Source organism: Ruegeria sp. BE3 (assembly GCF_056538865.1).
The window spans coordinates 51,243-77,759 of the sequence record NZ_JBQFTW010000007.1; the positions used below are offsets into that span (position 1 = coordinate 51,243).

29 protein-coding genes are annotated in these 26,517 nt (G+C 59.5%); 14 read left to right on the forward strand and 15 right to left on the reverse strand.

What is annotated here, in order from left to right:
* Window positions 1-41: 41 nt before the first annotated feature.
* Complete coding sequence (gene mutY / locus ACR0AZ_RS15695) at window positions 42-1,097, reverse strand: A/G-specific adenine glycosylase (RefSeq protein ID WP_480471705.1); 1,056 nt, start codon at window positions 1,095-1,097, stop codon at window positions 42-44.
* Window positions 1,098-1,178: 81 nt separating this feature from the next.
* Between mutY and ACR0AZ_RS15700 the strand changes: the two genes are divergently transcribed.
* Both ACR0AZ_RS15700 and ACR0AZ_RS15705 read left to right on the forward strand, forming a co-directional pair.
* On the forward strand, window positions 1,179-1,685 hold the full coding sequence (locus tag ACR0AZ_RS15700; protein ID WP_480667841.1) for a DUF721 domain-containing protein: 507 nt from the start codon (window positions 1,179-1,181) through the stop codon (window positions 1,683-1,685).
* Window positions 1,686-1,698: 13 nt separating this feature from the next.
* Window positions 1,699-2,364 carry a DsbA family protein gene (locus tag ACR0AZ_RS15705; RefSeq protein ID WP_480471707.1) on the forward strand — a complete coding sequence of 222 codons (666 nt, stop codon included), beginning with the start codon at window positions 1,699-1,701 and terminating at the stop codon, window positions 2,362-2,364.
* A gap of 38 nt (window positions 2,365-2,402) precedes the next feature.
* Here ACR0AZ_RS15705 and lpxK read toward each other — a convergent pair whose 3' ends face one another.
* From lpxK to ACR0AZ_RS15730, 5 genes are all read right to left on the reverse strand, one after another.
* On the reverse strand, window positions 2,403-3,401 hold the full coding sequence (gene lpxK, locus ACR0AZ_RS15710) for a tetraacyldisaccharide 4'-kinase (RefSeq protein ID WP_480667842.1): 999 nt from the start codon (window positions 3,399-3,401) through the stop codon (window positions 2,403-2,405).
* Window positions 3,388-4,623 carry a 3-deoxy-D-manno-octulosonic acid transferase gene (locus tag ACR0AZ_RS15715; protein WP_480659813.1) on the reverse strand — a complete coding sequence of 412 codons (1,236 nt, stop codon included), beginning with the start codon at window positions 4,621-4,623 and terminating at the stop codon, window positions 3,388-3,390. The genes lpxK and ACR0AZ_RS15715 overlap by 14 nt, the downstream gene beginning before the upstream one ends.
* Window positions 4,620-5,420, reverse strand: coding sequence for an inositol monophosphatase family protein (locus tag ACR0AZ_RS15720; protein WP_480667843.1), 801 nt, complete (start codon window positions 5,418-5,420; stop codon window positions 4,620-4,622). Before ACR0AZ_RS15720 ends, ACR0AZ_RS15715 begins: the two co-directional genes overlap by 4 nt.
* Window positions 5,407-6,753, reverse strand: coding sequence for a TldD/PmbA family protein (locus tag ACR0AZ_RS15725; RefSeq protein WP_480667844.1), 1,347 nt, complete (start codon window positions 6,751-6,753; stop codon window positions 5,407-5,409). The genes ACR0AZ_RS15720 and ACR0AZ_RS15725 overlap by 14 nt, the downstream gene beginning before the upstream one ends.
* Window positions 6,754-6,880: 127 nt before the next feature.
* Window positions 6,881-8,404 (reverse strand): DUF2125 domain-containing protein, encoded by a 1,524-nt coding sequence (locus ACR0AZ_RS15730; RefSeq protein WP_480667845.1) that lies wholly within the window; start codon window positions 8,402-8,404, stop codon window positions 6,881-6,883.
* A gap of 133 nt (window positions 8,405-8,537) precedes the next feature.
* On the opposite strand from ACR0AZ_RS15730, the gene ACR0AZ_RS15735 reads away from it, so the two are divergent.
* The 3 genes from ACR0AZ_RS15735 to ACR0AZ_RS15745 are packed head-to-tail and all read left to right on the forward strand — an operon-like array spanning window position 8,538 to window position 10,626.
* Window positions 8,538-9,287, forward strand: a complete 750-nt coding sequence (locus ACR0AZ_RS15735) for an SDR family oxidoreductase (RefSeq protein ID WP_480667846.1) — start codon at window positions 8,538-8,540, stop codon at window positions 9,285-9,287.
* Entirely contained in the window at window positions 9,284-9,892 is a 609-nt protein-coding gene (locus ACR0AZ_RS15740; RefSeq protein WP_480667847.1) for an enoyl-CoA hydratase/isomerase family protein, read from the forward strand. Before ACR0AZ_RS15735 ends, ACR0AZ_RS15740 begins: the two co-directional genes overlap by 4 nt.
* Window positions 9,883-10,626 carry a VOC family protein gene (locus tag ACR0AZ_RS15745; RefSeq protein WP_480667848.1) on the forward strand — a complete coding sequence of 248 codons (744 nt, stop codon included), beginning with the start codon at window positions 9,883-9,885 and terminating at the stop codon, window positions 10,624-10,626. The genes ACR0AZ_RS15740 and ACR0AZ_RS15745 overlap by 10 nt, the downstream gene beginning before the upstream one ends.
* Here ACR0AZ_RS15745 and ACR0AZ_RS15750 read toward each other — a convergent pair whose 3' ends face one another.
* Window positions 10,627-10,923: an HNH endonuclease gene (locus ACR0AZ_RS15750; protein ID WP_480659806.1), complete on the reverse strand. Its 297-nt coding sequence runs from the start codon at window positions 10,921-10,923 to the stop codon at window positions 10,627-10,629.
* A 45-nt stretch (window positions 10,924-10,968) separates the two neighbouring features.
* On the opposite strand from ACR0AZ_RS15750, the gene ACR0AZ_RS15755 reads away from it, so the two are divergent.
* A complete protein-coding gene (locus ACR0AZ_RS15755) occupies window positions 10,969-12,159 on the forward strand; it encodes a TIGR03862 family flavoprotein (RefSeq protein ID WP_480667849.1) in 1,191 nt (396 codons plus the stop codon).
* Here the strand turns inward: ACR0AZ_RS15755 and ACR0AZ_RS15760 are convergent.
* From ACR0AZ_RS15760 to ACR0AZ_RS15780, 5 genes are all read right to left on the reverse strand, one after another.
* Entirely contained in the window at window positions 12,156-12,752 is a 597-nt protein-coding gene (locus ACR0AZ_RS15760; protein WP_480471718.1) for a glutathione S-transferase family protein, read from the reverse strand. The two genes, ACR0AZ_RS15755 and ACR0AZ_RS15760, sit on opposite strands and share 4 nt — an antisense overlap.
* Before the next feature lie 73 nt (window positions 12,753-12,825).
* Window positions 12,826-13,854, reverse strand: a complete 1,029-nt coding sequence (holA, locus tag ACR0AZ_RS15765; protein ID WP_480667850.1) for a DNA polymerase III subunit delta — start codon at window positions 13,852-13,854, stop codon at window positions 12,826-12,828.
* Complete coding sequence (lptE, locus tag ACR0AZ_RS15770) at window positions 13,851-14,342, reverse strand: LPS assembly lipoprotein LptE (RefSeq protein WP_480667851.1); 492 nt, start codon at window positions 14,340-14,342, stop codon at window positions 13,851-13,853. Before lptE ends, holA begins: the two co-directional genes overlap by 4 nt.
* Window positions 14,329-16,863, reverse strand: coding sequence for a leucine--tRNA ligase (gene leuS / locus ACR0AZ_RS15775; protein WP_480471721.1), 2,535 nt, complete (start codon window positions 16,861-16,863; stop codon window positions 14,329-14,331). Before leuS ends, lptE begins: the two co-directional genes overlap by 14 nt.
* A gap of 72 nt (window positions 16,864-16,935) precedes the next feature.
* Window positions 16,936-17,421 carry a DUF3576 domain-containing protein gene (locus tag ACR0AZ_RS15780; protein ID WP_480471722.1) on the reverse strand — a complete coding sequence of 162 codons (486 nt, stop codon included), beginning with the start codon at window positions 17,419-17,421 and terminating at the stop codon, window positions 16,936-16,938.
* Between the two features lie 281 nt (window positions 17,422-17,702).
* Between ACR0AZ_RS15780 and ACR0AZ_RS15785 the strand changes: the two genes are divergently transcribed.
* Window positions 17,703-18,686: a porin gene (locus ACR0AZ_RS15785; protein ID WP_480471723.1), complete on the forward strand. Its 984-nt coding sequence runs from the start codon at window positions 17,703-17,705 to the stop codon at window positions 18,684-18,686.
* 104 nt (window positions 18,687-18,790) lie between these two features.
* A complete protein-coding gene (locus ACR0AZ_RS15790; protein WP_480471724.1) occupies window positions 18,791-19,450 on the forward strand; it encodes a YggS family pyridoxal phosphate-dependent enzyme in 660 nt (219 codons plus the stop codon).
* Here the strand turns inward: ACR0AZ_RS15790 and ACR0AZ_RS15795 are convergent.
* Complete coding sequence (locus tag ACR0AZ_RS15795) at window positions 19,434-19,934, reverse strand: L,D-transpeptidase family protein (RefSeq protein ID WP_480471725.1); 501 nt, start codon at window positions 19,932-19,934, stop codon at window positions 19,434-19,436. The genes ACR0AZ_RS15790 and ACR0AZ_RS15795 overlap by 17 nt on opposite strands.
* A complete protein-coding gene (ribA, locus tag ACR0AZ_RS15800) occupies window positions 19,931-21,025 on the reverse strand; it encodes a GTP cyclohydrolase II (RefSeq protein WP_480471726.1) in 1,095 nt (364 codons plus the stop codon). The genes ACR0AZ_RS15795 and ribA overlap by 4 nt, the downstream gene beginning before the upstream one ends.
* 162 nt (window positions 21,026-21,187) lie before the next feature.
* On the opposite strand from ribA, the gene ACR0AZ_RS15805 reads away from it, so the two are divergent.
* From ACR0AZ_RS15805 to ACR0AZ_RS15830, 6 genes are all read left to right on the forward strand, one after another.
* Complete coding sequence (locus ACR0AZ_RS15805; protein WP_480471727.1) at window positions 21,188-21,874, forward strand: response regulator transcription factor; 687 nt, start codon at window positions 21,188-21,190, stop codon at window positions 21,872-21,874.
* A gap of 188 nt (window positions 21,875-22,062) precedes the next feature.
* Window positions 22,063-22,530, forward strand: coding sequence for a GNAT family N-acetyltransferase (locus tag ACR0AZ_RS15810; RefSeq protein ID WP_480667852.1), 468 nt, complete (start codon window positions 22,063-22,065; stop codon window positions 22,528-22,530).
* A gap of 113 nt (window positions 22,531-22,643) precedes the next feature.
* On the forward strand, window positions 22,644-23,432 hold the full coding sequence (locus tag ACR0AZ_RS15815; RefSeq protein WP_480659791.1) for an exodeoxyribonuclease III: 789 nt from the start codon (window positions 22,644-22,646) through the stop codon (window positions 23,430-23,432).
* An 87-nt stretch (window positions 23,433-23,519) separates the two neighbouring features.
* Entirely contained in the window at window positions 23,520-24,437 is a 918-nt protein-coding gene (locus ACR0AZ_RS15820; protein ID WP_480471730.1) for a tetratricopeptide repeat protein, read from the forward strand.
* A 27-nt stretch (window positions 24,438-24,464) separates the two neighbouring features.
* Complete coding sequence (locus tag ACR0AZ_RS15825) at window positions 24,465-25,106, forward strand: LON peptidase substrate-binding domain-containing protein (protein ID WP_480471731.1); 642 nt, start codon at window positions 24,465-24,467, stop codon at window positions 25,104-25,106.
* Window positions 25,103-25,288 carry a Trm112 family protein gene (locus ACR0AZ_RS15830; protein ID WP_480471732.1) on the forward strand — a complete coding sequence of 62 codons (186 nt, stop codon included), beginning with the start codon at window positions 25,103-25,105 and terminating at the stop codon, window positions 25,286-25,288. The genes ACR0AZ_RS15825 and ACR0AZ_RS15830 overlap by 4 nt, the downstream gene beginning before the upstream one ends.
* Here the strand turns inward: ACR0AZ_RS15830 and ACR0AZ_RS15835 are convergent.
* Window positions 25,285-26,511 carry an FAD-dependent monooxygenase gene (locus ACR0AZ_RS15835; protein ID WP_480471733.1) on the reverse strand — a complete coding sequence of 409 codons (1,227 nt, stop codon included), beginning with the start codon at window positions 26,509-26,511 and terminating at the stop codon, window positions 25,285-25,287. The two genes, ACR0AZ_RS15830 and ACR0AZ_RS15835, sit on opposite strands and share 4 nt — an antisense overlap.
* Between the last annotated feature and the right edge of the window lie 6 nt (window positions 26,512-26,517).

Consider the following 26,517-nt stretch of genomic DNA (forward strand, 5'->3'; position numbering starts at 1 on the left):
TTGCCTTCACCTAGCCATGTTTGCGTTAGATTCACAACGCGCTATTGGCCGCGCCAGAGCGCATGGGCCTTGCGCATCACCGTTGGTAGATCACTGGGGCGGAAGGCGTGCTTGTCGATCAGGATCAGATCGCCGGTTGGCGCGCCTTCGGGCAAATCAGCGATCCAGACGCGCAGGATCAGGTGAAAATGGGTAAAGGTGTGGCGCACTTCGCCCGGCAGGACTTGCCAGTCGGCGGGGAACGGAGGGGCCTCGGGCGGGGCCTCCGACCATTCCGATCCGGGCCAGCCGAGCATGCCGCCCAGCAGGCCTTTGTCGGGGCGCCGCTCCAGTAGGAGGGCTTGGCTCGCGTCTTGCGCGATATAGATATGCCCGTGGCGCGTGGGTTTGGGCTGTTTTGGTGTCTTGCGCGGAAGCTCGGCCTGAGTACCAGCGATCCGCGCCTGGCAGGGATTACGCAAAGGACAGATGCCGCAAGCGGGTGATTTGGGTCTGCAGATGGTGGCCCCCAAATCCATCACCGCCTGGGCGTAGTCTCCTGGGCGGAGGGTTGGGGTCAGCGCTGTGGCTTTCTCTTTCAGCACAAGTTTGGACCCCGGCAATGGGTCGTGAATATCGAAAAATCGCGCCATGACCCGTTCGACGTTGCCGTCCAGCACTGTCTCGGGCTGATCAAAGGCAATGGCCGAGATCGCGGCAGCGGTATAGGGGCCGATACCGGGCAGTTTCAGCAGAGCCTCATAAGTGTCGGGGAACCGCCCCCCATGATCCTGCGCCACGACGCGCGCGCATTTCAGCAGGTTGCGGGCGCGGGCGTAATAGCCCAGCCCAGCCCATTCCGCCATCACCTGATCATCCGGGGCCGCAGCCAGGGCCTGCACGTTTGGCCAGCGCGTGGTGAACCGCATGAAATAGTCACGCACCGCAGCGACCGTCGTTTGCTGCAGCATCACTTCGGACAGCCAGACTTGGTAAGGATCGGGCTGCACGCCGTCAGCGCGCTGAGCAGGACCCACACGCCAGGGCATTTCGCGGGCATGGCGGTCATACCAGTCCAACAACGCGGCGCTCACGGTGAATTCAGTGGAATCACGCAAGTTTTATTCATCTCCCTGTCGGGTTTTGCTGGCACCCGGTTTCCTGCCCATTACAATAGCGGCACAGGAGTTGGAAACCAGATGCAGCGCAAACGGTCCACGACCCGCGGGTTCAAACGCACCGCGACTTTGCTGAACGACCAGATCAGGCGCGCCGGTGAGAGCCGGGGCTTTGCTGTGTCGCGTCTGTTGACCCACTGGGCCGAGATTGTCGGGCAGGATATCGCCTCGATCGCTCAGCCGGTGAAGGTGGGATATGCCAAAGGTGGGTTCGGAGCTACTTTGACGGTCCTGACCACCGGGCCACAGGCTGCGATGCTGGACATGCAGCGCGAACAGCTGCGCGACAAGGTGAACGCGGTCTATGGCTTCAACGCGATCAGCCGCGTGCGCATCACCCAGACCGCTCCGACCGGATTTGCTGAGGGGCAGGCCAGTTTCGATCACAAACCGAAGGTGGTAAAACCCACGATTTCTAAGGAGATTGCCGCCGAGGCGGACAAAGTGTCACGCGATGTAAATGATGAAGATTTGCGTGCGGCCCTTGAACGTCTCGGTCGCAACGTTTTATCCAGACAGAAACACTAAGAAAGGGCTTAGCATGAGCCGTATTGCAACCGTAATCTGTGCGGCCGTCGCCGTCGCCGCTGGCGGCTATTGGCTGTCGCTCTCGAATTCATCGACCCCAGCTTATCCTTTGGTCAGCGCGGCCGAGGCGCAGGAGGCTGATCTGGATACATCGACCGTCGTCGAGATGGTGCAGGGCGCCGAAGATGCGCCGGTCGAGATCATCGAATATGCCTCCTATACCTGCCCGCATTGCGCGAACTTCCACCAAGGTGCCTATAAGCAGCTCAAGAAGGATTTCATCGATACCGGCAAGGTGAAGTTCATCTATCGCGAGGTTTACTTTGACCGCTATGGTCTCTGGGCCTCGATGGTTGCGCGCTGCGCGGGGCCCGAGAAATTCTTTGGCATCACCGATCTGATCTATGAAGGTCAGTCCGAATGGACCCGTGCCGGTGGTCCGGCCGAGATTGTGGACGAACTGCGCAAGATTGGTCGTCTGGCCGGTATCGACAATGACCAGCTTGAGGCCTGCCTGCAGGATGGCACCCGCGCCCAGACCCTTGTGGCTTGGTATCAGGAGAACGCCGAACGCGACGGCATTCAGGCGACCCCGTCTTTCGTGGTGAACGGCAAGCAGGTCGACAACCAGTCTTACGACGAATTCAAAAAGCTGATCGAAGACGAACTCGGCAGCTAAATCTCAACAGGCCAGCTCGCTAGGGGCTGGCCTGTCATTCAGGGTGACGGGGCGACCTGCGCCAACATCTCTTTGATCTTTTCATCCTCATCAATCTGTAATCGCACCGGCAGCGTTAGTACCTTGTTGCGGAACGAGGCTGGAAGGCGAACAGCGTCTTTTTCAGTGGTCACCAGCTGGGCGCCCAGAGCGCGGGATTCATTTTCGAGCCGTGTCATCAGGGCAGCGGTCAGTGGCTGGTGGTCATCCAGCGCTTCAGTTCGCAACAGCCGGGCACCTTGCTGGCGTAAGGTGGCAAAGAACTTCTCCGGATGGCCGATGCCAGCGAAGGCCAGAACAGGTGTTTCTGCCCAATCCATCCCGGTTTGCAGCGGGCACACCTCACCTCTGGCATGAGGAACGGTCAACGCCGGACCCCAGCGCTTGGAAAACGAGGCCTGCGCATCGTCAGCACCCAGAGACAATACGAGATCGGCGCGTTTCAGGCCGACGGCGACGGGCTCTCGCAGTGGGCCAGCAGGCAAGCATAGACCGTTGCCGAAGCCCCGCTCGGCATCGACGACAATGACCGAGAAATCCTTGGCGACTGCAGGATTCTGAAACCCGTCATCCAACACAATGGCCGTCGCGCCGTCCTCTGCGGCGGCCTGTGCCCCAGCGGCGCGATCCTTGGCGACCCAGACATCGGCGAAGGCGGCCAGCAGCAGGGGTTCATCCCCGACCTGCGCAGCGCTGTGCTTGCGTGGTTCAACTTTGACCGGCCCTTCCAAAGATCCGCCATGGCCACGTGTGACCACATGCGGCTGGTGCCATTTGTCGCGCAGACGTTCGAGCATCCAGATTACCGTCGGGGTCTTGCCGGTACCGCCCGCGTTGAGATTGCCGATACAGATGACTGGAACGCCGGGCTTGAAGCCGGGTTCCTTTGCAACTCTTCGAGCAGTAGTTGCGGCGTAGAGATGACCGAGCGGGGCCAGCAGCCGGGCACGCACGTCAAGCTGATCGGGGGAAGTGTTCCAGAATTCAGGAGCGCGCATCTTCAGCCCTCCGTCGATCCAGCGTGTCCTGAACCAGATCAATCAGATGGTCAGCCTGCGGCGCCCCTTCGGTTACCATCTGCCATCCCGCCAGCGCCATGTCGGCGGTGCGGTCCGGGGCCAGCAGCTCCACGACACCATCCCCCAGTTCGGTTGCGGATTTGATCGTCATCGCTGCACCGACCTGGTCGAGCCGATCATAGATATTACGATGCTTGCTCACATGGGGACCATGGATAACGGCCGATCCCAATGCAACAGCGATCAACGGGTCGCATCCGCCTGCACTGCGTTCCAGCGAGTTTCCCATGAATGTGACGGCCGAGACGCGGTGCCATAGCCCAAGATCTTCGGGCGCGGCAGAAAGAATGACTTGCGTTGTATCCTCGATCGGATGGCCCTCATCCCAATTGGCGCAGCGCAAATCCATCGCTTCAAGCCGTTTATACAGCGGAGTTGCCTCGAACATGTCGGCCACATGCAGCACAAGCGCCAATCGCGGCAGCATACGCAACGCCTGCCGGTGGGCGCTCAGGACCGATATGAATTCTTTGTCCTGAACCCATGCAGCCAGCCAGACGGGTCGTCCGGCCAATGCATGGTTGGTTTCGATCAACTCATCTTCGGGCCAAGGATGCGGGTTCGGGCTGATATGCAAGGATGGAGCGACAGAGATTTTGGTCGAGTCGATGCCAAGGCGACGGATTTGGCGGGCGATCTCATCGCTTGGGGCAAGGATCGAATCGAAGCAATCCAAGGTGTAACGCTTGATATCCGGCAGCCATCGCCCACCCCGCGCAGTTTTTACGTCAACTGACGCTTCAAGCAGGATCAGGGGTGTGGCCTGTTCTTGCGCGCGGCTGATGAGATTGGGTAATAGCCCACCCCCGAACCACAAGGCCATGTCCGGTTGCCAGTGATCGAGAAAAGTCCGCGCGGCCCCAGCCTGGTCGGGGGGCAAACAGACGATCGGAAAGCTGCAGCCTTTCCACTCGGACAGGTCAGCCTCGGCGGGGGCGGTCATCAGTATCGACAATCCTGGCCGTGCAGACAGCAGGCGACGGCACAGGTCATCGACGGCGCGCAACCGGTCGGGTGTGCTGACATGGACCCAAAGCAACTCACCTTCGGGGCGGGGCGTGTCAGCGTACCCGCCGCTTTGTGGAACGCCCCAGGACAGTACCCGATAGGCTGCAAGGCTGAGAGATCCGGGCTTGCTCATGGAGCGATCCCGGTGCCGCTGGGATCAAGCCGGTCATGAAGTCCTGCATGCAAAGCGGGTCCGGCGGCGACTACACCGTTAAGGCGCGGATGAGCATTGTTAAAGCGCAGAGGCTGGCCAATGCGATCAGTACATAACCCACCCGCTTCGCGCAGGATCAGGTCTCCTGCAGCTATGTCCCATTCCCAACTGGGGCGAAGTGTCAGCATCCCGTCGAACCGCCCTTGTGCCACCAGCGCCATGCGATAGGCCAGTGAGGGGCGATAGACACGTTTGAACGCGGGGGCCGAGCCTGACAACCAGTGGCGCGCGTCTAGATTGGGTTTTGCAGCCAGAATCTCGGCCTCAGGCAGGCGGGTCCGGCCTGAGACGCGGATCGTTGCACCATTCAGCGTTGCCCCCTGCCCACGCGATGCCGCATAAAGCAGGTCGCGCATAGGAAGGTAGATGACAGCTGCAATCACGTCTCCTTGCTCTGCAATGGCCAGAGAATGCGCCCAGGTGCGCGAACCTTCGGCAAAGCTGCGGGTGCCATCGATCGGGTCGATGATGAACGCACGATCACGACTCAGGCGGTCGGCGGAGTCTTCGGTCTCTTCGCTGAGCCAGCCATAATCGGGCCGGGCGGCCTGCAAATCACGCTCGAGCATGGCGTTGACGGCAAGATCGGCCTCGGTCACCGGACCCGCGCCGTCGGGTTTGTCCCAACGCTGTGCCTGCGGCCCGGTAAAACGGGTGGCGATCTTTCCAGCTTCAAGAGCGGCATCAATCAACAAAGACAGGTCAGTTGCCGGCAAGTGTCATCCCTTCGATCAGCAACGACGGTACCACGCGCGACAGGTAAGGCCGCGCGTCATTGGCCGGAACGATCCGCATCAGCATGTCCCGCAGGTTGCCCGCGATGGTGCATTCGTTGACCGGGTGCGTGATCTCACCGTTTTCCACCCAAAAGCCTGAGGCCCCACGTGAATAGTCGCCGGTATTGGGGTTGATGGTCGACCCGATCATCGAGGTTACCAGCAATCCCGTCCCCATGTCGCGCAGCAGATCAGTGCGGCTGCGCTCGCCTTGCGTCAGGCTGAGGTTCCAGTTGCTGGGAGACGGAGGGCCCGACACGCCGCGCGCAGCGTTCCCGGTTGAGGTCATGTCCAGTTTGCGGGCGCTGGCCAGGTCCAGCGTCCAGCCGGTCAAAACACCATCTTCCACGATGGCCCGGCGTTGTGTCGCCAAACCTTCGGCATCAAACGGGCGCGAGCCCGAGATGCGCGGGCGATGTGGGTCTTCGATCAGGGACAGATGCTCGGGCAGAACCTGCTCGCCAAGGCTTTCTTTCAGCCACGAGGCTCCGCGCGCGATGGCTGCGCCGTTGCTGGCGGCCAGCAAGTGACCGATCAGTGAGGACGAGATACGTTCATCAAACAGAACCGGAAAGCTGCCGGTCTGCGGTTTGCGCGCGCCCATAAGGGAAACGGCACGTTCACCGGCCATGCGGCCAATCTCGGACGGGCTGCGAAGGTCAGACTGAAAGCTTCGGCTATCACCGTCATAGTCACGCTCCATCCCGGTGCCTTCACCGGAAATCGCAACGCAGGAGGTTGAGCGGCTACTGCGTGCATAGCCGCCGGAAAACCCATTGGTCGCGGCAAGGTGGACACGATGGGTGCCATAAGCCGCTGCCGCATCCGAAACTTGTGTGACCCCATCCACCTCAAGCGCCGCAGCCTCGGCGGCCAGTGCATCCTGCATCAGCGAATCGGCGCTGGGTTCGGGCGTCGGGTCGAACAGCTCAAACGCGTCCATGTTCCAATCGCTGATCAACTGATCCGGATCAGCGAGGCCGGTAAACGGGTCCTCGGGCGCTTCGCGAGCCATGGCGACCGCACGTTCGGCCATCGCGGTCAGCGTGTCGGGGCGACTGTCAGAGCTGGAGACAATTGCCTGGCGCTTGCCTAGGAAGACGCGCAGCCCCAGATCCGTGGCCTCGGACCTCTCTGCATGTTCCAGCGCACCGCTGCGGACCTCGACCGATACGGATGAGCCATCGATAACAATGGCATCCGCCGCCTCGGCCCCCGCTTTGCGCGCCGCATCCAGCAAATCGTGGCTGATGTCTTGAGGTGTTCTGTTCATGAAGCCTCCGGGGTCTTGATGTCTTGGACCTAGCCTCGGAGCGTGCGTCCCGCAAGGCCTGCGATCCATTTGCGCCGCCTGCCTTGGGTGGGACAGGCCGCCCTTGCGGCTTGTCCCGAAGTTTCTGCTACTTGATCCTCTGGCCGTTCGCCAGGATCTGGCCGTCCTCGGTAAACTCGATTGTCGAGTTCAGCGTATCGGGTTCCTCACCCGGAACCGCCATCAGACCCATCATCATCCGCGCGCCGAGTGCATCGTTTTCGGACACAAAACCCATACCGATCAGCGTATCGAGCAGCGCATTGGCTCCGACGAGTTTCAGATTGGCGACACCCGACGGGGCAGGCATGCCATCAAAAGCCTCAGTGTTCGAGTTGTCGAACTTGAAGTCGCCATCGCCCGTAAGCTCGGCACCGACCAGTGAGACCAGCAATTCGTTGATCTTCAGCGAATGCAGTTCACCCGGTGCTACTTCCGAGGTCTCAAGCGCTTCGACTGCTTCCGGGTCCATGAAATCGACGAGCACTTTGGCGGTGCCGGTCGTATCCAGCGCAATCGTGGCCGGGTCACGGGGCAGGGCGCCTGCGGGGTCGAAGAGGCTCCACAACACGTCGGACATTGTGAAATCGGTCAGGTTCAGGCCAAACCCAAAGGGCTGGATTTCTTCCGAGGCCGCAACCGGAATCTCAAGCTTCAGCCCGGCATTGGCCATCGCGATCTCGATCGGGAAGGGCAGATCAGCCGTGGTTACCGCCAGTTTGGTGCTGTTTTGCACAAGGTCGTACACCAGGCGCTGGGCATCAATGCTGCCGGTGAATTCGCCGCCCTCGGAACTGCTGCTCAGCGAAAATGCTTCACCCTCGGCGGTTCCGGCCATTTCGGTGCTGCCTGAGCCATAGGTAAATGTACCGGATGCCGCAAATCCGGCTCCATACAGATCCTGCACGTTGGTCACATCAAACCCCGCCGGGATTGTTGTATCACCTTCAAATGCCAGATCGTCCAGCTTGCCGCTGATCCGACCGTCGTCGTCACTGTCAGGTTCGTCGAAGGCCACGTCATAAGACATGGTGCTTGCGGTGAACTTCTGCGCGATATCGCGCATTTCGCCGATTTTCATCAGCGAAGAGCCCGCAACCTCGTTCATCGTAAAGTTCAGGCCCAGCACGTCTTGCGATACGGCTTCCTCGCCGAATTTCATCGAATCCAGTGCCAGCGTCAGGCTGTTTGCCGTGTAGTCATAGGTCATCTCTTCCGGGGTGCCAGAGACGACCATATTCAGCGCGTCCTGCGTATAAAGCAGATCGGCTGAAAATGCTTCTCCGTCGGATTCGCCCGAGATCGACACTGGGAAGCTGTCGGGGAAATCGATATTGACGGTTCCATCGCCGTTTTCGATCAGGGTCATTTCAGGGATGACCATGTTGAACTGCCCATCGGTCTCAGGCAGGGCCATGGCCATGGTCATGTTTGCGATCGTGGTGACGTCGCCAGATGTGCTCTGGTCGCCTGTCACTTCATAGCCCATGCCGCCCAGATAGGCCTGCCAGTCGGCCCAGACATCATTGGCGGTGATTTCTGCAAACGCGCCCTGAGTTGCAACGGCATAAGCCAGCGCTGCGCCGCAGCTCCGGCGAAGGAAAACAGTCATAAGAGAACCCTTCTTGATCAATTTTGCCGGCATCGTCGTGCCTGTCGCGGTCAGCGTCAAGGGGCAAGGGGTGGACCAGTTCCCCATTTCCGCTGTACGACTTTACACAATTTCAAATGCAGGGATTTAAACGATGCAAATGCAAGGGAAAACCGTACTGATAACGGGGGCCAGCCGAGGTATCGGTGCCGAAGCCGGGCGCGTTTTTGCCGCAGCCGGGGCCAATGTGGTGCTGGTGGCGCGCAGCCGTGATCAGATTGAGGCACTGGCTGCCGCACTTGGCGATAACGTGATCGCGTTGGCCTGCGATGTCAGTGACTTTGCGCAGGTTGAACAGGTGGTGGCCGATTGCGTGGATCGGTTTGGATCGCTGGATGTTCTGGTCGGGAATGCCGGGGTGATCGATCCGATCTTTCATATGTCCAACGCAGATGTTTCCGCTTGGAGCTCGGCAATCGATATCAATCTCAAAGGTGTTTTCTACGGCATGCGCGCCGCCCTGCCCATCATGCGCGCCGCGGGTGGGGGCACGGTGCTGACGGTCTCGTCCGGTGCTGCGTCGAACCCGGTTGAGGCCTGGAGCCACTACTGCGCATCGAAAGCCGGTGCGAAGATGCTGACCGAGTGTTTGCATCTGGAGGAGGCGCATCATGGTATCCGTGCCATGGGTTTGTCGCCGGGCACCGTGGCCACCGACATGCAGCGGGTGATCAAGGCCAGTGGTATCAACCCGGTCAGCCAGCTGGATTGGGACGATCATATCCCGGCTGACTGGCCCGCGCGGGCGATGCTGTGGATGTGCTCATCGGATGCGGATGAATTCCGGGGCACCGAGATTTCGCTGCGCAATGAAGATATCCGCAAAAGGATCGGCCTCACGTGATTGATCTGACCAAGGAAGACGGCCTCTGGGCGGTTACCCTGAATAACCCGGACAAGGCCAACGCTTTGACTGCGGCGATGCTGGGCGAATTGGTCCAGATCGCCGAGGCTGCCACCGAAGCCCGGGCCTTGATCCTGACCGGTGCCGGGCGTGTCTTCAGCGCTGGTGCAGATCTGGACGAAGCGAGGGCGGGACTTGCCACCTCTGACCTATGGGAGAGATTATCGGGCGCTATAGCAGCGCTGCCCTGCCTGACAGTGGCTGCGCTGAATGGCACGCTGGCCGGTGGGGCGAATGGGATGGTTATGGCCTGTGATCTGCGCATCGCGGTGCCGTCGGCAAAATTCTTCTATCCGGTTATGAAGCTGGGCTTTCTGCCGCAGCCATCGGACCCGAAACGCATGGCGGCTTTGATTGGTCCGGCGCGCACCAAGCTGATCCTGATGGCTGGGCAGAAGATCACCGCAGATGAGGCCTATGCGTTCGGACTGGTCGACCGTGTGGTCGAGCCGGATCTGCTGATGCCAACTGCACGGGAACTGGTGGCAGATTCTGTAACCGCCGATCCCACGATTGCCACCGGGATCGCTCGGTTATGCCCATGAGGCTCGCCGCGTTGCGACAGCGGGTTGCTGATCCGGACCGCCTGGCCGCATTCTATCGCGACGCGCTCGGTATGACTGTTCAGATCGAAGGGCCCAACCGTCGTCTCAGCTATTCCGGACAAGGGACCGATCTGCTTCTGATGCCGGGCGGGGGTGGATACACACATGATCAGGGGCAGCGGTACTGGAAGATCGGTATCACATTGCCCGATGTCGATCTGGCCGCCGATTTCCTGCGTCGGAAGGGCATAGCCGTCAGTACACCGCATCAGTTCATAGACATCGGCTATATGTGCCACCTAAGCGACCCCGAAGGTTTCGTGATCGAGCTTCTGCAACATGATTTCGAGGGCAACCGGCCAGACGGAATTGCAAATGCGGAGGCCCCGTTTGCCGGGGCCTGTATCGGTCAGATCACCCTGAGAACGGGCGATATCGTCGCCGAAGATGCCTTTTGCCGCAAACTGGGGATGTGCTTGCTGTCGATGCAGGAAGTTGCGCCCTACGGGTTCGATCTGCATTTCTACGCGTTCACCGATGAGACACCACCCAACCCCGATCTGTGGGCCGTAGAGAACCGCGAATGGCTGTGGAAACGACCGTATACGACGCTTGAGTTTCAGCACATCGCGGGGGCACAGTTCGCCCCGGTGCCCGATTATCTCGGGATCGAAATCGAAGGGCTGGAGGCCGAGCGGCAAGACGCATTCGGCGATCCGATCCTGCCCGCCTGATCAGCGTCCTCGCCGCTTGCCCGGCACTTTGGAGCGAAACCCGGGGGGGCGTTTGCGGACCCAGATCAGGAATTTCTCAAGCCTCGGATGCGCGCGCAAGGCCTCAATCGAGTTGAAATTGCGCGCCAGTTCGGCCTCGGTCAGGGTCGCGTGCACCTCTTTATGGCAGATCTGATGTAGCAAGACAGTCGGCCCGCCCTTGCCTCCTTTGAGTTTTGGGATCAGATGGTGCAGGCTGCCGCCCCCATCGGGGATCGGGCGGTCGCAGAGCGGGCAGATCGGATCGGTGTTCGCCATAAGAGTAATCTCGCGTCGATGCGCGAGCAGGGCAAGAGGGGCGCGATGGCGCAAGCAGTGGTGATCGGTGCAGGCCCCGCAGGGCTGATGGCGGCTGAGCAACTGGCCATCGCCGGTCATCAGGTGCTGGTGGCAGAGGCAAAACCTTCGGTCGCGCGCAAATTCCTGATGGCAGGCAAGTCAGGGCTGAACCTGACCAAGGATGAGCCGTTCGAAACCCTGATGACCGCTTATGGCGAGGCTGGGACGTGGCTGCAGCCGATGATCCATGCGTTTGACGCACAAGCTGTGAGGGGGTGGGCGCAGGATCTGGGGCAGGAGATGTTTACCGGCTCAACCGGACGCGTGTTTCCCAAGGTCATGAAAGCCTCGCCCTTGTTGCGTGCCTGGCTGGCGCGGCTGGATGAGGCGGGTGTGCAGATTCGGACCCGTTGGCGCTGGATCGGGTGGCGAGAGGGGGTGCTGGTGTTCGAAACGCCGGACGGTGAACAACGCCTCAACCCTGATGTAACGGTACTGGCGCTGGGAGGGGCCAGTTGGGCGCGACTGGGCTCTGACGGGGCCTGGGCCTCGGGTCTATCGGAAAAGGGCGTTGAACTGGCCCCCTTCGCTCCGTCGAATTCGGCGCTCTCGGTGGAATGGAGTCCTTACATGCAGCCGCATTTTGGGGCTGCCCTGAAATCCGTTCGTTGGGTAGTCGGTGACCTGACCAGCCGGGGCGAAGCTGCCATTTCAGCCAAGGGGTTGGAAGGAGGCGGTCTTTATTCTCTGACGCCAGCGTTGCGTGAAGGCGCGCCGCTCTATATCGATCTGGTGCCCGATGTCACGGCCCAGACATTGCAGGCGCGCTTGGCAGCCAAGAAACTCAAAGCAACGCTATCGCACTGGCTGAAAAACACATTGCGCCTGCCGCCACAAAAGATTGCCCTGTTTCATGAGATGACCAAGGGCCATCCGTTGACGCAATCAGATTGGATCGCGACGCTGAAGCATTTGCCTGTTCGACATTCTGGCCTGCGCCCGATGGACGAGGCGATCTCAACCGCCGGAGGTGTAGCGCGCAGCGCCTTGGATGAGGGCTTAATGCTGAAAGCCCTGCCCGGAATATTCTGCGCCGGAGAAATGCTGGACTGGGAAGCACCGACAGGCGGCTATCTGCTGACCGCCTGCCTTGCCACAGGCCGTTGGGCGGGGCGTGCCGCCGCTGAGTATCTCACTGCACGCCCGCTCGGCTAAGCGGTCGCCGCCATCTCGGCCATTTTCAGATAGGCCGGACGTTGGCGCATGTCTTTGCCGTAGGCGCTTAGAACTTCGGAATTCAGCGGGAAACCTGCATTTTTTGCCCAGCTCATGCAGTGGATCAGAAGGATGTCCGCGATGGTCATCTTGTCCCCCATCAGGAACGGTCCCTTGAAGCGTTTTTCGAGCCGCTGAAAGTTGTGATCGAATTCCCACGTGATCGAGTCGCGGATTGCCGGAACACGCTTGTCTTCGGGCAGGATGAACTTGTGCCGCGTCGCGACCCACAAAACTGCATCTATCTCGTCCAGAATTGTGTGGAATAACGCATCTTGTTCGGCCCGCTCGATGGTTCCGGCAGGGTATGTCAGAACCCCATGCTTGTCTGCCAGATAGGTCATGATGGCCGAGCTGTCGTTGATTGCGCGGTCCTCATCGACCAACACCGGAACCTTGCCGGAAGGGTTCAGCGCCAAAATCTCGGGCGAGCGTGGGGCGACCGGGTCCAGTTCATAGGGTTCCCCCATTTCTTCCAACATCCAAACCACCCGTGACGTGCGGGTCATAACGGGGCCGTAAAGCTTGTACATGCTTATATCCTGCTGGTTCACAATCTTTGGGCAGTGTGCCCGCCATCGGAAACGGGTCAAGCGAAACCCGCGGTCAACGAGACCGCGCCAGCATGGCCAAACGGATCATAGCACGTTCAACCAGCGCCATTGCGGGCGCAGTTTGACCGGCCGAGCGCAGGGACAGATCGGTATCGGTCAGCACTGTCAGCGCCGTCTGCAGCTTGGCGGCACCCCAACCTTGTGCCTGACGCAGGATACGATCGCGGCGTTTGCCGTAGACCGGCGGACGCAGCTTGCCGATGCCCTGCGCCGCACCACCGGGGTCTGCGGCGCAAGTATAGAGTGTTCGAAAATGCCGGGTCGCCCCAATGCAAAGCGTGACCCCATTGGTGCCCTGTGCTTGCAACCGCCGGATCAGCGGCCCGATCTCGCCCGTGCGGCCCTCGGCGACAACGTTCAGCACGTCATCCAGAGCGGCCTCGGTCGAGCGCGGGGCGCAGGCCTCGATATCCTCGATGCTCAGCTCAGACGCATCGCCCTGTTTGTAAAGCGACAATTTATCAACGGTTTGCGTGAAATCACCGGGGCTGAGCGCCAAGGCCAATTCGCTGAGCGCCGACATCGAGTCGCGCGGGATGTTCTGCAGCCCGGCCCGTGAGACAATGCGTTCAACTTCGGCTCGTGAGGGCGGATCGTCATAGATGCCGACAGCATAAGTGGCCGGATGCGCCTCAAACGCTTTACGGATTTTCGAGCTTGGTTTGAGTTGGCCTGCGGTCACGATGATTTGGGCATCGCCTGCCGCCCAATCTTCGAGCGCAGCGAGGATCGAAGGTGCGGCGGTCTCGGTTGCATCCTCGACAAACACCGCGCGCGGGCCGGGGAAAAAGCCAACTGCTTTGACTGCATCAAGCAACAATGCGGGGTCGCCGCGCAGATCGGCTCCGGGGATGCGGCTCAGGCGCATCTCTTCTTCTGCACCGGGTCCGAGAAGGGCTGCCAGAGCCTGTTGCCGTTTCAGCGCGACGCGCATTGCGTCGGCCCCATAGATCAACAGACCGGTTTTGTCCGCGTCAGGCTTGGCGAAATAGCCCTCGGCCTCACGCGGGCTAAGCTTCATGTGGTCAGGCCCGGTGTGGCGTAAAGGCGGGTAACGATCTGATCTGACAGGATCACCATCAGCCGTTCCTTGGCGTCACGCTCATCCGCCAGCGTCGAAACGGTCGATCCAGCGGCAGAGTACCCGACAAACTCTGTGACCGTGCCCGAGGCAAGGATCTGACCGGTATTGTAGGATTTCAGCGCATAGGTGGCCCGCCCGTCGATGGTGTAACGCGTGGTTTCATTCGACGTGGTGATCGACGCGGCGCGGGTGACCGTTGAAACCTGCACGTCCAACGCATAATCGCTGCCGGATGTAGCACTTCGGCCCAGTTTACGTTCCAGATTCTGAACCAGCAGGAAACTGTCGACGTTATTCGGGGCCGAGACGGCCACTTTCCCGTCCAAAGCTGTCCCCGATCCGCCGGGTGCATAGACCGGTTCAAAGCCGCAGGCCGCTAAGGCCAACGGCATCAAGATCAGGGTTCTGCGGTCAAACGACGACATTCACGATCCGTCCGGGAACTACGATGACTTTCTTTGGCGCGGCACCATCCAGCGCCCTTTGCACAGCTTCGGTGCTGAGCGCGATTTTTTCAACCTCGTCCTTGGCCATATCCTTGGGAACGCTGATTTCCGCGCGGCGCTTGCCGTTGATCTGGATGGGCAGGGTGACGGTGTCATCGACCAGCATCGCCTCATCCGCGACGGGCCATGCAGCGGTCGCCACCAGACCTTCGCCGCCCAGCATTTGCCACAGCTCTTCGGACAGGTGCGGGGTCATGGGCGACATCAGCTGCGCCAGCGTCTTGGCGGCTTGGCGCTTGGCGTCGGTACCTGCCTTGGATTTCGCCAAAGTGTTGGTGAAGGCATAAAGCTTGGCGATCGAAGCGTTGAAGCCAAAGGATTCGACGCCCCCGGACACATCGTGGATCGCTTTGTGCATCTCGCGCAGCAGGATTTCGTCTTCGCCATTGGCGGGTACGTCTGATTCTACGATCTCGGACGCGATGCGATGCACGCGGCTGAGATGCTTGAACGCGGCCTCGGCCCCAGAGGCTGTCCATTCCACGTCACGTTCGGGTGGCGAATCGGACAGCACGAACCAGCGCGCTGTGTCTGCGCCGAAGGCAGAAATGATGCTGACTGGATCGACCACATTCTTCTTGGATTTCGACATCTTGGCCGAAGGGATAATTTCGACCTCGGTGCCGTCGGCCAGTTTGCCGTCGGTCACATCCTCGGGCAGGTGATAGACCGGGCGGCCATTGGCATCGCGAGTTTGGTAAATCTCGTGCGTTACCATGCCTTGGGTGAACAGCGCGTCGAAAGGCTCGATGGCTTTCTTGGGCAGGTGGCCGGTGATCTGCATCGCCCGCGCGAAAAAGCGGGAATAAAGCAGGTGCAGAATCGCGTGCTCGATGCCGCCGATGTACTGGTCGACATTCATCCAGTATTCAGCTTCTGCCAGATTGGTCGGCGTTTCGGCGCGTGGGGCGGTGAAACGGGCGAAATACCATGACGAATCGACGAATGTGTCCATCGTGTCGGTCTCGCGCTTGGCCGGGGCACCACATTTCGGGCAGGCACAGTCACGCCAGGTCGGGTGGCGGTCCAGCGGATTGCCCGGTTTGTCGAAGGTGACATCGTCGGGCAGGCGGACCGGAAGGTTTTCTTTCTTTTCGGGCACCACACCGCAGCTTTCGCAATGCACCACGGGAATCGGGCAGCCCCAATAGCGTTGGCGGCTGAGGCCCCAATCGCGCAGGCGGTACTTGGTAACACCTTCGCCCCAGCCCGCCTTTTCTGCGAAATCAACGGTTGCGTTGATCGCCTCATCCCCGGTGGCTTCGGTCAGGCCCGCAAAGTGATTCACCCAGCGTACTTTTTCCGTCTTAGGTGGAACAAAGGCGATCTTGTCGACCGGCGTATCATCATCCAGCGCAAAGAATGTATCGACTACGGGCAAGCCGTATTTGCGGCAGAAGTCGAGGTCGCGCTGGTCATGTGCCGGGCAGGCAAAGATCGCGCCGGTGCCGTAATCCATCAGGATGAAGTTCGCGATCCAAACCGGCAGTTCCCAATTCGGGTCCAGCGGGTGTTTGACCTTGATGCCGGTGTCGTAACCAAGCTTTTCAGCTGTCTCGATGGCCTCTTCCGTGGTGCCACCCTTACGGCATTCTGCAACGAACTCAGCAACTTCTGAGTTCTCGGCCTCAAGCTGTTTGGCAATCGGATGGTCCGGTGAAATACCGACGAAAGACGCGCCCAGCAGCGTGTCGGGGCGAGTCGTATAGACAGTAATGGGCTCGCCGCCATCGGTGCGTTCAAAGCCAAATTGCAGACCGCGCGACTTGCCGATCCAGTTCTCCTGCATCAGGCGCACCTTGGCGGGCCAGTTGTCGAGCGTGTCTAGCGCGTCGAGCAGTTCTTCGGAGTAATCCGAGATTTTGAAGAACCATTGAGTCAGTTCACGCCGTTCCACCAGCGCGCCCGAGCGCCAGCCGCGCCCGTTCTCCACCTGTTCATTGGCCAGAACGGTCATATCGACCGGATCCCAGTTCACCACGGCGTTCTTGCGGTAGACCAGCCCGGCCTCGAGCATATCCAGAAACAGCGCTTGCTGCTGGCCATAATATTCGGGGTCACAGGTAGCGAACTCGCGCGACCAGTCGATCGACAGGCCCAGCGGCTTCATTTGCCCGCGCATGTCAGCGATATTGCCATAGGTCCAGTCTTTGGGGTGCCCGCCAATAGCCATCGCCGCGTTTTCTGCGGGCATCCCGAACGCATCCCACCCCATCGGATGCAGCACGTTGTGGCCGGTCGCCAGTTTATGACGCGCGATCACGTCGCCCATCGTATAGTTGCGCACATGCCCCATATGGATTCGGCCGGACGGGTAGGGGAACATCTCAAGCACGTAGTATTTCGGCTTGTCCGCCTTGTGGTTGGCGGCGAAGATTCCGGCCTTGTCCCAGGCCTCTTGCCATTTTGCTTCGATTTCGGTGGCCGAATAGCGCGACATCGTGCGGTCCTTCGTGAATGAAAACGCCGGGTAGGAACCCGGCGTGGTAATATTGTGATTTTCTGCGGGTTTCTAGAGCTTGTTGTCCGCAATCCGTAGCTGTCGCGCCCGAGAGAGGATCGCATCTTCGACCGCACGGTTGGTTGCTGCGCTGACCGGAGAGCCTCCGCTTGTTTGCAGGGACACGGACAGAGAGCGGGCTGCAAGCGCCGGATCGCTGATATGCACCGTCGCACGATATTGCCGTCCTCCGCCCGGAGGGGTGCCATAACCGGTTACGATCACACCAGTAAAGGGATCAACCTCTTGAATCGGCAGGAAATTCAGAACATCAAGCGAGGCCGACCACAAATAGCGGTTCACATTGGTGATCTGCTCAGAATTGTCGGGACCAAAAACATCAAAGATGGTTGATCGATTCGGATCATTCAGTTCACGCTCCTCTGACGAACTCCCATCCGCGGTGAGGATGCGAGCATTTCCCGGAGGCGGCTTTCCTCCGCAGGCCGAGACGGTGGCCATCCCTATGGTCAAACCCAGAATCGTCAGCATGCGCATCGTCAAAAGGTCCCGTATCACTTGTTTTGCACTGTCGGGTGATACTCCTAGACAAGGACCCGTGCAGCAACAAGCCTATTCTTTACATATGGGCGTGAGCGGGTGACGTGATTTGCCGGAATTTTGACTGTGGCATCCTTGCACCAATTTGGGCCGAATGACAGCAAGACGTTTATGCCAAGCTTGCGCAAAGGGGGCAAAAAAAGCGAAACGGTGACCGTGCTGAGACGCGTGCTTTGCATGTGTCGAGTAGAAAAATCTTTGAAACCGAGGGAAACAAGATGAAAAAAGTTCTCTTTGCAACGACCGCGCTGATCGCGACGGCAAGCGTTGCAGCAGCTGACGTTAAATTCAGCGGCTACGGTCGTTTTGGTATCGGCTACCTGGAAGATCGTTCGACCACCAACGACAACATCGACGACACCATCCTGGTTTCGCGCTTCCGTCTGAACATCGACGGTACCGCAGAAACCGACGGCGGCGTTGAGTTCTCGGCTCGTGTTCGTCTGCAGGCTGACGAAGACGCGGGTACCGGTGAGGCAGGTTCTGCTTCGCTGAGCGGCGCACGTTTCTCGGCGATCTATGGCGGTCTGCGCGTTGACGCAGGCAACGTTTCGGGCGCAATCGACAACCTGGCCAACTACTACGGTAACGAGCCTGGCTTGGAATTCTTCATCGGTCAGTACGCCGGTGTTGACTATGAATTCCTGTCGTTCTCGTCGACCGGCGCAGGTGCAAACGCTGTATTCTTCCAGTACGCCGTTGGTGACTTCGCCTTTGGCGCGTCTTATGACCAGAACTCGACCCTGAACGGCAACGCCGCTCTGGGCGGTGCAGATTCCTGGGATCTGAGCGCGACCTACACCTTCAACAACATCACAGCTGCTCTGGCCTACGGTCAGACCGACGCTGCTGGTGGCGGTTCTGACCCGAGCCTGCTGGTCCTGACTCTGGGCGCAGACTTCGGCGACTTCAACGGTACCCTGTTTGTAGCCGACGATTCGGACACACCGCTCAACGACGCAGGTGAAGAAACCGACGGCACCGCATGGGGCTTCTCGCTGGCCTACAACCTGGGCGCAGCAACCACCCTGCTGGCTGCTTACGGCGACGGTTCGGCTGATGGCGACACCCAGCAGTACGGTCTTGGTTTCATCCACGATCTGGGTGGCGGCGTATCGCTGAAAGGTGGCCTGGGCCGCACCAAAGTTGGTGACGCAGACGGTCAAACCCGCGCAGACTTCGGTGTTAACTTCAACTTCTAAGTTGATTTAAATCACCAGAGTTTAAGGGCAGGTCTTAGGACCTGCCCTTTTCTTTTGTGCTCACATGGTGTTTCTCTGCGGCTACCATGAAAACGAGAGGCCCCATGTCGCTGCAAGAAATCTCCGACCGCATCGCCAAAGCTGAAGCTGCCGCCGGACGTGCCCAGGGGTCGGTTCGACTGATCGCAGTGTCCAAGGTGCAGCCCAATGAGCGGGTCGAGGCGGTTCTGACTCAGGGTCATCGTTGCTTTGGCGAAAATCGAGTACAGGAAGCGGCAGGAAAGTGGCCTGCATTTCGCGAAAAGTTCACAGGTATTGAACTCCATCTGATTGGCCCACTGCAGACCAACAAGGCGCGACAAGCGATGGAGCTTTGTGACGCCATCCATTCGGTCGATCGTCCAAAACTGGCGAAAACTCTGGCCCGGCTGGCGCAAGAGATCGGCGCTTGCCCAGAACTGTTCATTCAGGTCAATACTGGAGAAGAGGAGCAGAAGGCCGGAATCCTGCCCGCCGATGCCGATGCGTTTGTGTCAGAGTGCCGTGCGTTGGACCTGCCGGTACGCGGGCTAATGTGCTTGCCTCCGGTTGACGAGGAGCCGGCGTTGCACTTTGCGCTATTGGCAAAGATTGCTGAACGCAACGGTTTGGAAGGCCTCTCGATGGGCATGAGTGGCGATTTTGAATCCGCCATCGCACTGGGTGCGACTCACGTGCGAGTTGGTTCGGCCATCTTTGGTGAACGGATCAAACCTCAGGAATGATCAGGCGCGTTCCGGGCGCGATTTGTCGTGCAATCCATCTTAGGTGATCGCGGCGAAAGGCAATGCAACCTTCAGTCGGAAAGCGCGGGCGACGCCATTGATGCAGGAATATGGCCGAGCCATGCCCGGGAATTGCATTCGGCCAGTTCCAGTCGGTGATCAGAACCAGATCATAGAGCGGATCGGCACGGCGCAGCTTTTCATGGCTAAATGGGTAGGGTGCCCGGACAAGATGGTTGTAGGAGCTGTCCTTGCTATCGTCCGACCACAGATCACGCGGCCCAATCGGTCGCGCCCATGAAGCGGGGCGGGTGATACGGTCGGCGCGGTAGAGCAATCCGACAATACGATGCGTGCCAACGGGGGTCGCCCCGTCGCCTTCGCGTTTGGCAGCGCTTAACCCGCCCTTGCCAATGGCGCAGGGAAAGACACGCCCCGCAAACCGGATACCGCGCGGGGTCAGGACAAGATCATCGGGCGTCACAGCAGATGGCCCGATTTGGCCGCTTTGGTTGCCAGATATCCGCGATTATGATCAGTTTCGCCCACTTTCAGAGGTACGCGTTCGGTGACAGCGATGCCCGTCCGTTCCATCATCGCGATCTTGGCCGGGTTATTGGTCAGCAGGCGAACGGAGTTGAAACCAAGCGATTTCAGGATGTCAGAGCCCAAACGGAAGTCTCTCTCATCATCTTCAAAGCCCAGCCGATGGTTGGCCTCGACCGTGTCAAAGCCTTGATCCTGAAGGAAATAGGCGCGCATTTTGTTGGCTAGTCCGATCCCGCGGCCTTCTTGATTGAGATAGAGCAAAACGCCGGAGCCTTCGGCCCCCATCTGGGCCAGCGCACCACGCAATTGCGGACCGCAATCACATTTCAAGCTGCCCATCAGATCACCGGTGAAGCAGGCAGAGTGCAGTCGGGCCAGAACCGGCTTGTCGCGATCGGGGCGGCCGATTTCGACGGCATAATGCTCCTCTCCGCCATCTTCGGGGCGGAAGACGTGAAGACGACCGGCCTCTGACACTTCCATGGGCAGGCGCGCAGCCACAACGGCGTGCAGGGCGCTGCGATCAGCAAGGTGGGGTGCTGCGCGCGTGTGATCGATGCAGGTCAGGCCGTGGGTCACGGCAAATGCGCGTCCATCATCAATGGACAAAACGACGGCAGCGGGCAGCAAATGTGCCGACTTAGCCAACGCGATGGCGATGCGGTGCAGGTTTGCATTGCCGTGCCGCTCGGTCATCAGCGGACCTTTCATCGGTGCGTTCAGATCGTCCGAAGGGTCGGCCACCGCTTGCACCCAGTTCAGGTCGACATCAGCCGGAATCAATACCCTGGCGAGATCCCCGTCATAGGCTCGCGCTTTCAACGTTTCAGCCCGCCGCACGGTAATGGCAATGACAGGCTCTCCTCCCAAACCACGCAGGTCGGCCAGGCGCTGCGGGCTAAGAGTCTCTGTTGCCAGGGCCAGAACGCTATATCCGCTATCATCCGTCAGCACGACGGGCACGCCCATGCGCAGATCGGCCCGCGCACGTGCGAGCAGTTCGGTAATGTCAGGAAAGAGACTCATGTATGTTACCCTGTAACGATCTGGCTTTTTTCCTACCCTGATCACCGGGGAATGTGAAACATTTCCTCCGCGTCAGACACGAGGGCGTGAAACGATTGCAGCAAATCTTGCTGATTGCATCTTCTATGCGCAAGTGGTGGAAAAGGCTTAGGAGGACCGGAAATGGCACAGCTTAAGAAAATCCTGCTGGTGGATGACGATGAAGACCTGCGCGAGGCGCTGAGTGAACAGCTTGTGATGACCGAAGACTTTGATGTGTTCGAGGCATCCGATGGCGCATCCGCGATGGAGCGTGCACGCGAGGCGATTTACGATCTGGTCATCCTGGACGTGGGCCTGCCTGATACCGATGGGCGCGAGCTGTGCCGTCTGATGCGCAAACAGGGCGTCAAAAGCCCGATCCTTATGCTGACCGGTCATGACAGCGATGCCGACACTATCCTGGGCCTGGATGCCGGTGCGAATGACTACGTCCCTAAGCCGTTCAAATTCCCGGTTCTTCTGGCCCGCATCCGTGCCCAACTGCGCCAGCATGAGCAATCTGAAGATGCGGTCTTCGTCCTCGGCCCCTACACGTTCAAACCGGCCATGAAGATGCTGATGACCGAGAATGATCGCAAAATCCGCCTGACCGAGAAAGAGACGAACATCCTCAAGTTCCTCTATCGTTCGACCGATGGCGTTGTGGCGCGCGATGTATTGCTGCACGAGGTCTGGGGTTACAACGCGGGTGTCACGACCCATACGCTGGAAACCCACATTTATCGCCTGCGTCAGAAGATCGAGCCCGATCCGTCAAATGCGCGCCTTTTGGTCACAGAATCGGGTGGATATCGTCTGGTCTCTTGATCTTTGTGGATTGACTTGGATCAAAGTGATACTCTTGAGGCATAATTAGGTTACTCCCAACCCGTGCATGTCCGGGTTATGACATGTACCTCCCTGTTGGACTGCCGGGCCTGATGGCCCGGCTTTTTTTTAGTGCACAGCTGTTTGATTGCCTGAATTCAGGAATGCGATCACGATCAGAGTCTAAGATGAAGATAACCTTCACACGCCTGTCCGAGGTTGATCCGGAAGACATACATTCGCACATGTCTGACCCTCGGTTGGCTGAACATTTGCCCTTGTTAAAGGGCACCTGGAACCGGGCGGCTGTGGATCATTTCGTCCAGATCAAGGAAGAGTGCTGGGCGCGTGACGGCCTTGGACACTGGGCAATATTGCAAAACGGAAACTATGTTGGCTGGGGTGGATTTCAAAAGGAAGGCGACGAATGGGACTATGGGCTGGTTCTAAAACCCGAGTCATTTGGACTTGGCGCGCGGATCACGCGTCTGGCAATTGAATATGCGGTGTCGGATCCGCGTATTCCATTTGTGACGTTTCTTCTACCGCTATCGCGGCAACACTTGGGTGCCCTGGCACGGTTGGGCGCGCAGTTTGTTGGTGAATTTGAGTATGATGGGGCGACCTTCAAAAAATTCCGAATGGATACCGAGTAAGAACTCGCATCCCACCCGTACGATGATTCAGCAGACATAACTCACTTTTTCCGATGGCACCCTACTCAGTCGCGCGCTAACCTGCGCAAATCGAGATAAAGGAACCCCTTGATATGCCCTTCACTCTTGCCACCTGGAACATCAACTCTGTCCGTCTGCGTGAACCTATCGTGCTGAAATTGTTGGAAGAAGAGGCCCCGGATGTGCTGTGCCTGCAAGAGTGTAAGTCGCCCGTAGACAAGATCCCGACCGAAGGGTTCGCCAAGCTTGGCTACACCCACATGATTGCGCGGGGGCAGAAAGGTTATAATGGGGTCGCCATTCTTTCGCGTCTGCCGATGGAAGAGGTTGGCGACAAGGACTTCGCCGGTCTCGGCCATGCGCGTCACATTGCGGGGCGGCTGGAGAATGGTGTGACGATTCACAATTTCTATGTCCCTGCGGGTGGGGATGTTCCCGACCGCGAAGTGAACGAAAAATTCGGCCAGAAGCTGGATTACCTCACCGACATGCGGGATTGGTTCAACGCCGAAAAGCCGCAGAAATCCATTCTGGTCGGCGATCTGAACATCGCCCCGCGCGAAGACGATGTGTGGTCGCATAAACAACTGCTCAAGGTGGTGTCGCACACGCCGATTGAAGTTGAAACGCTGGCTGAGACACAAGATGCGGGCGGATGGGTCGATATCACCCGGCAGGATATCCCCGAAGGTCAGCTTTACAGCTGGTGGTCCTATCGCGCGCGTGATTGGGATGCGGCGGACAAAGGGCGCAGGCTGGATCACGTCTGGGCCACGCCCGATATCTCGAACGCGGGCCACTCCAGCCGGATTCTGCGCGATGCGCGCGGATGGGAGAAACCCAGCGATCACGCGCCGGTTTTTGCGACATTCGACGTCTGATTGATGCAAAAACGCCCGACTCAGCCCTTGGTTTCTGACCCGCGCGGCTGCATATAGGGCGCAAATACGAACCAGAGAGTAATTGCCATGGACCTTCTGAACGGCGCAGCCAGCTCTGATGCCACCGATCTGATCAAGGACGGGACCGAGGCCACCTTCATGGCCGATGTGGTCGAAGCCTCGCAAGAGATGCCGATCATCGTTGATTTCTGGGCCCCCTGGTGCGGCCCCTGCAAAACGCTGGGTCCCGCGCTGGAGGAGGCTGTGACGGCCGCCAAAGGCGCGGTCAAGATGGTCAAGATCAACGTGGATGAGGCGCAGATGATCGCCGGCCAACTGCGTATCCAATCGATCCCGACTGTCTATGCGTTCTACAAGGGCCAGCCGGTCGACGGGTTTCAGGGTGCTTTGCCCGGGTCCGAGATCAAGGCTTTCATCGATCGCGTAATCGAAGCTGCAGGTGGCGAAAGCCCCGGTGGTCAGTTGGATGATGCGGTTCAGGCCGCCGAAGAGATGCTGACCGAAGGGGCCGCAGTGGATGCGGCGCAAACCTTCGCGGCAATTCTGGGCGAAGACCCCAACCACGCTGCAGCCTATGGCGGGCTGGTGCGTGCTCATATCGCGCTGGGCGATCTGGATCAGGCCGAGGCGATCCTCAATGGTGCTCCGGCCGAGATTTCGACCTCGCCCGAAGTTGAGGCGGCGCATGCGCAGCTGGAATTGGCCAAGCAGGCCGCAGATGCGGGTCCGGTGGGCGAACTGACGGCAATGGTTGAGGCGGAACCCGACAACCATCAAGCCCGGTTCGATCTGGCGCAGGCCCTGCACGCCAATGGTGATGTTGAAGACGCGGTCGCCCAACTGCTCGAATTGTTCCGCCGTGATCGCGAGTGGAATGAGGGTGCGGCCAAGGCCCAACTCTTCACGATCTTCGATGCGCTCAAGCCCAACGATCCGATTGTGCTGAACGGGCGGCGTAAGCTCAGCTCGATGATATTTGCCTAAAATCTGATCAGGGCTACACTCGACTGTATGATGCATCCCGCTGATCTGCCGGAAACCATATCTGTGTTTCCTCTGCCCGGAGCGTTGCTGTTGCCACGCTCCCGTCTGCCGCTGCATGTTTTCGAGCCGCGTTATCTGCAGATGCTGGATGACGCGCTGAAGACGCCTGAGCGGTTGATCGGGATGGTGCAGCCGAACACCTGTCAGGGGGATGAAACCAAGCTGCATCAGATCGGCTGCGCCGGTCGCGTCACGCAGTTCTCAGAGACTGAAGATGGCAGGTATCTGATCACGTTAACCGGTATATCGCGGTTTCGGGTCAGGGCGGAGCTAGATAGTTTCACCCCTTATCGTCGCGCTTCGGTATCATGGGATGGATTTGACCGTGACCTGGGCAAGGCCGAAGTGGATGACCGCTTTGATCGAAACCGGTTCCTGAGGCTGTTGGAGCGATTCTTCTCGTCCCGTCAGTTGTCGACCGATTGGGACACGATGAAGGACGCCGATGATGAGCTTCTGGTCAATTCTCTGTCGATGATGCTGGAATTCGACCCCGAGGAGAAACAGGCCCTGCTTGAGGCGCCTTGTTTGCGCACGCGGCGCGAGACCTTGGTGACATTGATTGAATTCGCCATGCGCGGCGGATCGAATGAGGAAAAACTGCAATGAGCGCACCCGAACACGCCTTTGACCGCCACATGTTAGAGGCGCTGATTTGCCCGCAGACCCATACGACCCTGCACTACGACGCCGAGCGGCAGGAACTCGTGTCCAAAGCCGCCGGTCTGGCCTTCCCTATCCGCAACGGCATCCCGGTGATGCTGGCGGATGAGGCGAGAGAGCTGGATTAAATCGGACGCCCTTGCAGCAGCTTGGGCAGATCACCGGTCAGGCCCGCAGCCTCGCGCACGAAACCACGGCGCAACCCGGGCAGAGAGCCGACGATGCCCATACCGATATCCCGACCGATCCGAAGCAGCGGATTGTCGTTCGAAAATAGCTTGTTGAACACATCTGTCGCCATCGCAAGCGCGGCAGTGTCAAAGCGGCGCCACTCCTGATAGCGCTCCAGCACCAGCGTTGATCCGATATCCTCGCCACGTCGGCCTGCAAGGGTCAGAACCTCGGCCAGGGCACCCACATCACGCAGACCGGCATTCAGACCCTGCCCGGCGATCGGGTGCATGCCGTGGGCGGCGTCTCCGACCAAGGCCAGCCGGTCCGAGATGAAGGAATTGGCGATAGTCAGGTTCAGCGGATAGGTGAACCGGTCGCCCTGCAGGCGGATATCGCCAAGGAAATCACCGAAGCGCGGGCGCAGGACCTGCAGGTAGTCTGCTTCGGACAACGCGTTGATCTGCTCGGCCGTCTCAGTGCGTTCGCTCCACACGATGGAGCTGCGGTTGCCGGTCAACGGTAAAATCGCCAATGGCCCGGGGGGCATGAAGAGCTGATGGGCTATACCGTGATGCGGCAGCTCGTGCTCAATGGCGCAAACCAGAGCGGTCTGGCCATAATCCCAGCCGGTTCGCTTGATCCCGGCGCGCATAGCGGTGCCGCTGCGGCGGCCATCGCAGCCGACCAGAATACTACCCGACAGCGTGGACCCGTCGTCCAGCGTCAGCGTTGCCCCATTCGCCGAGATATCCTGGGACACGACCGTTTTGCCGCTGATCTCGGTGATTCCGTCTTGTACGGCCATGGCCTCCAGAAAAGCCCGCCGCAAGTGGCGATCTTCGACCATATAGCCCATAGGGCCTTCTTCGATCTCGGCATGATCGAAATGCATGAAGAACGGGGAAGGACCAGCACCGGCATGACCGTCGGTGACCTTGATCTCCAGCATCGGCTGGGCGTGCTCTTCCACTTTTTCCCATACGCCTATCGCGTCGAGCAGACGTTGCGAGGCCAGCGCCAGCGCATATGCGCGCCCGTCAAAGGTCGCGTTCTTGCGCACTTTTTCGGCCAGAGCATCAACAACAGTGACTGAATGCCCGGTCTGGGCCAGCGCCAGCGCAAGGGCGGGGCCGTTCAGGCCGCCGCCAACGATCAGGATGTCGGATCTGTGTTCCATGTGCTG

Excerpts from the sequence above, each read along its gene's own strand:
- ACR0AZ_RS15790 (WP_480471724.1), top strand. The coding sequence starts at position 18,791 with ATGTCGCTGCAAGAAATCTCCGACCGCATCGCCAAAGCTGAAGCTGCC.
- lpxK (WP_480667842.1), bottom strand. The coding sequence starts at position 3,401 with ATGCGCGCTCCTGAATTCTGGAACACTTCCCCCGATCAGCTTGACGTG.
- ACR0AZ_RS15705 (WP_480471707.1), top strand. The coding sequence starts at position 1,699 with ATGAGCCGTATTGCAACCGTAATCTGTGCGGCCGTCGCCGTCGCCGCT.
- lptE (WP_480667851.1), bottom strand. The coding sequence starts at position 14,342 with ATGTCGTCGTTTGACCGCAGAACCCTGATCTTGATGCCGTTGGCCTTA.
- ACR0AZ_RS15725 (WP_480667844.1), bottom strand. The coding sequence starts at position 6,753 with ATGAACAGAACACCTCAAGACATCAGCCACGATTTGCTGGATGCGGCG.
- ribA (WP_480471726.1), bottom strand. The coding sequence starts at position 21,025 with ATGAGTCTCTTTCCTGACATTACCGAACTGCTCGCACGTGCGCGGGCC.
- ACR0AZ_RS15715 (WP_480659813.1), bottom strand. The coding sequence starts at position 4,623 with ATGAGCAAGCCCGGATCTCTCAGCCTTGCAGCCTATCGGGTACTGTCC.
- ACR0AZ_RS15805 (WP_480471727.1), top strand. The coding sequence starts at position 21,188 with ATGGCACAGCTTAAGAAAATCCTGCTGGTGGATGACGATGAAGACCTG.
- ACR0AZ_RS15785 (WP_480471723.1), top strand. The coding sequence starts at position 17,703 with ATGAAAAAAGTTCTCTTTGCAACGACCGCGCTGATCGCGACGGCAAGC.
- ACR0AZ_RS15815 (WP_480659791.1), top strand. The coding sequence starts at position 22,644 with ATGCCCTTCACTCTTGCCACCTGGAACATCAACTCTGTCCGTCTGCGT.
- ACR0AZ_RS15820 (WP_480471730.1), top strand. The coding sequence starts at position 23,520 with ATGGACCTTCTGAACGGCGCAGCCAGCTCTGATGCCACCGATCTGATC.
- ACR0AZ_RS15810 (WP_480667852.1), top strand. The coding sequence starts at position 22,063 with ATGAAGATAACCTTCACACGCCTGTCCGAGGTTGATCCGGAAGACATA.
- ACR0AZ_RS15745 (WP_480667848.1), top strand. The coding sequence starts at position 9,883 with ATGCCCATGAGGCTCGCCGCGTTGCGACAGCGGGTTGCTGATCCGGAC.
- ACR0AZ_RS15830 (WP_480471732.1), top strand. The coding sequence starts at position 25,103 with ATGAGCGCACCCGAACACGCCTTTGACCGCCACATGTTAGAGGCGCTG.
- ACR0AZ_RS15835 (WP_480471733.1), bottom strand. The coding sequence starts at position 26,511 with ATGGAACACAGATCCGACATCCTGATCGTTGGCGGCGGCCTGAACGGC.
- leuS (WP_480471721.1), bottom strand. The coding sequence starts at position 16,863 with ATGTCGCGCTATTCGGCCACCGAAATCGAAGCAAAATGGCAAGAGGCC.
- ACR0AZ_RS15735 (WP_480667846.1), top strand. The coding sequence starts at position 8,538 with ATGCAAATGCAAGGGAAAACCGTACTGATAACGGGGGCCAGCCGAGGT.
- ACR0AZ_RS15700 (WP_480667841.1), top strand. The coding sequence starts at position 1,179 with ATGCAGCGCAAACGGTCCACGACCCGCGGGTTCAAACGCACCGCGACT.
- ACR0AZ_RS15755 (WP_480667849.1), top strand. The coding sequence starts at position 10,969 with ATGGCGCAAGCAGTGGTGATCGGTGCAGGCCCCGCAGGGCTGATGGCG.
- ACR0AZ_RS15760 (WP_480471718.1), bottom strand. The coding sequence starts at position 12,752 with ATGTACAAGCTTTACGGCCCCGTTATGACCCGCACGTCACGGGTGGTT.
- ACR0AZ_RS15750 (WP_480659806.1), bottom strand. The coding sequence starts at position 10,923 with ATGGCGAACACCGATCCGATCTGCCCGCTCTGCGACCGCCCGATCCCC.
- ACR0AZ_RS15730 (WP_480667845.1), bottom strand. The coding sequence starts at position 8,404 with ATGACTGTTTTCCTTCGCCGGAGCTGCGGCGCAGCGCTGGCTTATGCC.
- holA (WP_480667850.1), bottom strand. The coding sequence starts at position 13,854 with ATGAAGCTTAGCCCGCGTGAGGCCGAGGGCTATTTCGCCAAGCCTGAC.
- ACR0AZ_RS15825 (WP_480471731.1), top strand. The coding sequence starts at position 24,465 with ATGATGCATCCCGCTGATCTGCCGGAAACCATATCTGTGTTTCCTCTG.
- ACR0AZ_RS15780 (WP_480471722.1), bottom strand. The coding sequence starts at position 17,421 with ATGCGCATGCTGACGATTCTGGGTTTGACCATAGGGATGGCCACCGTC.